The organism is Oleiphilus sp. HI0043 (assembly GCF_001634935.1).
Window position 1 is genome coordinate 1 of sequence record NZ_LWEY01000922.1, and the last position, 807, is coordinate 807.

Genomic DNA, 807 nt, shown 5'->3' on the forward strand with positions numbered 1-807 from the left:
CAAGAACTATAGTCGCTGGAGCGGCCGTGATACTAGCACCTATAAGGGTAAAGCAATTTCTGAAGCCTTGGGTGAAGCCATTTACGAACGGACTCAACCCTACATTAAAAAGGCTCTAAGCGGGACGTCCTGTCACTTGGAAACAGATATGGCGACCGTTAACGGTATAAGGCATTGCAAAGCGAATTACCATCCTGATTTTGGCGAAAATAACGAAGTCCTCGGAGCCTTTATTTGTATCGAGGATCTTTCAGAGGTCAAAGTTTCAGCCTCAAAATTATCTGATTACGCACAAGAACTAGAATTCCGTGAAATAGCCCTTCAAGAAGAAAAAGCCGTTGCCGAAAATGCGTTGAAAGTTAAGTCTGAGTTCCTGGCCAGCATGAGTCATGAAGTACGCACGCCAATGAACGGTGTACTCGGCATGCTCAATCTGCTGATGAACACAGAGCTCAGTGATGAGCAAAGACAAAGAGCCTCATTGGCAAAATCTAGTGCTGAGTCCTTGCTAAGCTTGATCAACGATATACTCGACTTCTCTAAGGTTGAGTCAGGTAAACTCGAGCTTGAGCAGGTCTCTTTCGACTTAATTGACTTAATCTCCAGCTTGGCGAAAACACTTAGTAAGCAAGCATACGACAAAGACATAGACTTCGTTGTCGATGTTTCGGGCATCAATAAAACCCATATCACAAGTGACCCTGGGCGAATCAGGCAAGTCTTAACGAATTTAATATCGAATGCGATAAAGTTTACTTCTTCCGGTAGCGTAACCCTAAAAGTAGAAGTCTACGAAGACTTTGGTGA

At 43.9% G+C, this 807-nt stretch carries 1 protein-coding gene; it reads left to right on the plus strand.

Annotated elements, in window-relative coordinates; translation table 11 throughout:
• On the plus strand, positions 1 to 807 hold an 807-nt coding region (locus tag A3729_RS10290), incomplete at both ends, for a histidine kinase dimerization/phospho-acceptor domain-containing protein (RefSeq protein ID WP_156497874.1).